At 44.1% G+C, this 4,183-nt stretch carries 4 protein-coding genes; 1 reads left to right on the top strand and 3 read right to left on the bottom strand.

What is annotated here, in order from left to right:
- Positions 1-485 precede the first annotated feature (485 nt).
- Together LSG34_RS20570 and LSG34_RS20565 are read right to left on the bottom strand one after the other, a co-directional pair.
- On the bottom strand, positions 486-764 hold the full coding sequence (locus LSG34_RS20570; RefSeq protein ID WP_233011210.1) for an immunity protein Tsi6 family protein: 279 nt from the start codon (positions 762-764) through the stop codon (positions 486-488).
- Positions 754-2,109 carry a polymorphic toxin type 46 domain-containing protein gene (locus LSG34_RS20565; protein ID WP_233011209.1) on the bottom strand — a complete coding sequence of 452 codons (1,356 nt, stop codon included), beginning with the start codon at positions 2,107-2,109 and terminating at the stop codon, positions 754-756. The genes LSG34_RS20570 and LSG34_RS20565 overlap by 11 nt, the downstream gene beginning before the upstream one ends.
- Before the next feature lie 330 nt (positions 2,110-2,439).
- Between LSG34_RS20565 and LSG34_RS20560 the strand changes: the two genes are divergently transcribed.
- Complete coding sequence (locus LSG34_RS20560; protein ID WP_233011208.1) at positions 2,440-3,024, top strand: hypothetical protein; 585 nt, start codon at positions 2,440-2,442, stop codon at positions 3,022-3,024.
- 42 nt (positions 3,025-3,066) lie between these two features.
- On the opposite strand, the gene LSG34_RS20555 is transcribed toward LSG34_RS20560, so the two are convergent.
- Positions 3,067-4,183 (bottom strand): hypothetical protein (locus LSG34_RS20555; RefSeq protein WP_233011207.1); only part of this gene is annotated, 1,117 nt, incomplete at its 5' end.

Below are 4,183 nucleotides of genomic sequence, written 5' to 3'. Positions count from 1 at the left end.
TTTTTATGCCAGAGAATAAACCCGGTTACAAGCTGCATTACCACAAGACACACTGTCCGCGCAGGATAGAGGCAGCGGCTACCTGAATAGCCGCCACTTGCTTAAAAAGAGTACAAATTCTTAAGGAGCGCTAAAAATTCTGATCACACTCAGGCATTTTTAGTAAAAAACTTCAGCCAGATTGTTTAAATTTCAAACAAAATGGCGTTACAAAAACCTTCAATAATCCTGCCGGACACCCGGACGGGACAGCATGGCAGTAGACTTTTAGCTGTAAACAGCAAGTTATTGTTCAACATCCAAACAAAAAACTGCTGGTTATATACTCCCCAACCATGTGAACGGTATGAACGGGACAACGGCAGATAGAGCAGATAAGCCAGCAACCCCGCACCAAACAGAAGTTTGTGAGCGAGATGCTGGATACGGTGATACAACAAGTAGATGGCTAAGGGTAATTAGATTAGATGTTAATACTATGCTGCTTATTTTATCTCATTAACTACAGATTGTATTTCATAAAGCTTTTCAGCAAGCTCCATATCTAGGGTTTCCACCTCCCTCATGGCAAGCTGACCTAAGGCTATATCTTTTAACTTAGAGCCTGTAAAAGTTTTACCACTTGCATAATCTTGTAGCCACTGAAGTTGGGACTGGATGATCTCCAGTCCTAAATTACCTTTTTCATGCTTTAAATGAGAATTAACTGATTGCAAAGCATCATGTAACTGCACTTGATCAAGCATTTCTCTTTTAGTCGCCATAATATAATGCCTCGAACATTGATTTATATTTATCAGGGATGATGTACTGAACACCTCCACCTTTAGCTTGGTATGTCGGTAGTCCATCCCAATTAACTTCTATGTCTGAAGTAATTGATCTTAAAGCTGGTATTGTCTGCGTTGGCGCATATGGCGTAAGCAGTTTACCTGTAGGCCTTATACCTAAGGTATTTATATCAGTTCCTATATCAGTTAAGAAATTACCAAATGGCCTTCCCATCGGCTGGAACTGAGCAAACGGCCCCCCTACTGGCAACTCAACCAACTCTACTGGGTGATTGAAATCTATACCATCAATGTAATTAGCAGCTCTGCCTTTACTAAAACCAAGCTCTACTAAAGCATCTTCTGCGAACATCCTTCTATTTAGTGGTGCAAGATCTGCTTTTGGTAAATTTAATGGTTTTGCAAATCCTACAGCCGCAAATGGCACACCACTCAATAGATCACCTGTCAATGTACCCGCAGCAGCTCCGAATCCATCCGTATTATAAATACTTGAGTAACGGTTATATGCTGCAGTTGCAGGGTTAATTACCAATGCATCTACCGGGTTTTGTGCTACATAGGATAACGTACTACCAACATTCGACCACGCACTGCCAAAAGCATTCCCTCCCTGAATACCTAATAACGCTGTGGCATCACCCAATGCCTGCCCACCACTGATAAGCCCGCCAAACAGGTTCGCTCCGGCATTAAACAGGAATTTCTCACCGCCATTAAAACTGGCATAAGACTGGTTAAACTGGCTTCGCTGCCCTTCCCTGAACTGGATATAACTATCCACCTGCTGATTAAACTGCGTGAAATCAACACCTGTTGTTTCCCGGTTTCTCATCCCCGCCACATACATGGCTTCCCCTCTTGCCATCCCTTGCGCAAGAGCAGCATTGGCCCCATGCCGGATGCCCATCACCTGTGCCGCATAGTTCATGCCTAAATCCCGTGCAGCACTGTTGCCAAGGAAGTCAGACACATCACTTTGTGATGCACCGTAACCAATGAAAGCGCGTTCTGAGCCATTGGATAACCAGAACCCTTCGCTGTCATCATGTGCAAAACTGCCTGTGCCTGTCCGCACATGGCCTGCGGCTTCAACAGCTCCACCTGATTCTCTGGCATACGTTTGTAGTTCAATGGCTTTGGCTTCTTGTGGTGTTGCACCATTGAGCACTGCCTGCTTGCCTGCCTCTTTAGCTGTTTTAGCGGCCTGCTCAGGTGTCGCTGGCATCATGGAAGCCAGCAGCCCTTTATCAGAGTCGTACCGGTAACTGCTGCTGCCATCAAAATACGTGCTCGTGCGCATCTGACCGGAACTCAACGTATCCTGATAACCGCTGCCCTCCAGCCGGTAGCCATTAGACGAGCAGCAAGAACAGGGGAACACTGCGTTGCATGTATATCACATCACCCGTTATGATGAAGCAAAAGCTCAATCTTCAGCAATGATGTCGATGCTCAAACCATGACATACCACTATGGCAAGTTTATTTTGAGCCGACAATCGGATTCGGTTTATAAGCTGCGGCTACAATTTGAATACTCTGCCTGATTACAAAGAGTGCAAAGTACTCAATGGGAAGCATTATCCTCAAACGGAATTAGGTGACTAAAGAAGATCGGTTAACGATTTTTATATCTGGGAAGTTATATGAATAAAAAGCAAAACATCTGGATCTTGACCACAGGTCTGACACTCAGCCTATTGGGATTTCTGCTACACAGAGCATCAAATATCGCTTTTTTCTATGAAAAAAATTTATTTAATGTCACGGTAGCACTAACATCGTTGTCCATATTGGTTTTAGTTATTTATTTTGGATTTATAAAGAAAAATGACAATGGAAAAAGCGACTGGCAAAACAACTACCAGGGGGCTGCAACAAAAAGAAAAAAAATTTCAATATGTATAGCGAGTATCATATTAATTCCCGCGTTCTCATTATTCATCGGCTTTATCTTAACCGTCCCTCCAGCAGTACCATGTGACATTTTTGCAGCAAAACATTTTTCAAGAACTGCAGTTATCACAGATATCAATAATACCGGTAGAACACCCGGTGTATTTGTTCGACTCTATGTCGATTTTAAAAATGACAATTATTCCGAATCGTTTAAATGGAAAAAACCTAGTCTTGATTCTGAAGGTATAAAAGCGGGAGATACGATACTAATCGCCGGGCAAACTTGTGGTTTTGGATTCGTTATAAATAAGATCACCCGCGCAGGCGGGTGATCTTATAACACAGATAATAGTCATCAATACCGTGCACTACGGTTAGTTCATCGGTTCTCCTCTGAAGAACGCTTTGACATCACCAGATGCGTATTCATTCCATGACCATGCAGCACCAAATGCTAATGCCCCCCCAACAACAACGGCACCAATAGGATTAGCGAAGAGTAACATAGTGCCTGTAACACCTGCATAATACGCTAATGACGTCCCAAGGGTTCCAGCGACTAAAGCTCCTGCACTCGCAACACCATACTTAATACCTTGCCCTTCAGGCGCAGCCATTGTGTCCGCGAACACTTCAACACCACCAGCTGCCAATGCCAGAGGACCGGTCATTTTCGCTGCAGTTGCAAAGCGTGCTGCTTGTTGTGTCGATTTTGCAGTGGCACTACTTACACTCATCGCTCCTTCAATTCCTTTGGCTGTGGCAATTTGAGTTTGTTTACCTGCCCAAAGCGCACCGGCATTTTGCAAAACACCTATCGCTTTCGACTTACCAGTACCAATTACTGCTTGATCCAGCCCTTCAAAATACGCTCCTGCATAGCCCGCAGCTGTTGAAACATCTCCCCATAAGCTTAAATCTTCTGACTGTTTCATTGGATTAGGGTTAAGTTTCAGTTCTGAAGTTATAGGAACTAAACTTCTATTATTGCTACCTTGCTCCCAACCGCCCAACGCATAGTACTTCATCTCTTGCGCCGACTGAGCCAAGCGATAGGCAGAAGCATCAACACTGAACTGCTTGTACTTCAAGTCTTGCTGCAGCATCTGCGAATAATCCATACTCGCTTGAATTCGAGCCATTGACTTATCTTCGTAAGCATTCGCTGCTACTGCCAACTGGTGATATTGCTTATCACCCATGCTTTCTAAGAAACCGTTTTCCTGATACCAATCAAAAATCTCAACTGGATTACTGCCTTGCGGCACCAACACGCCATTTTGTGACTGCATTTGGATTACAGGTTCATTAGCTCCAGACTGACCATTGAGTTTGGCTTGGATTTGTTTATCCATCGCTACCATTTTCTTATCAAGCTCAGCTTGCTCTTTGGCGGATAACTTGCCATTTTCAGCAGCTGGGCCAGATTTCGTACTCAGGCCGGCAACAATACTATTCCCTATCGCATTGCCAAAGGCATCCACCGCCACT

The sequence above is a fragment of the Rheinheimera faecalis genome, assembly GCF_021290965.1.
In the GTDB taxonomy this organism is placed as follows: domain Bacteria; phylum Pseudomonadota; class Gammaproteobacteria; order Enterobacterales; family Alteromonadaceae; genus Pararheinheimera; species Pararheinheimera faecalis.
Note: the sequence above shows the minus strand (reverse complement) of the source record. Positions and strands in the feature narration are given on the sequence as shown.

Excerpts from the sequence above, each read along its gene's own strand:
- LSG34_RS20570 (WP_233011210.1), bottom strand. The coding sequence starts at position 764 with ATGGCGACTAAAAGAGAAATGCTTGATCAAGTGCAGTTACATGATGCT.
- LSG34_RS20560 (WP_233011208.1), top strand. The coding sequence starts at position 2,440 with ATGAATAAAAAGCAAAACATCTGGATCTTGACCACAGGTCTGACACTC.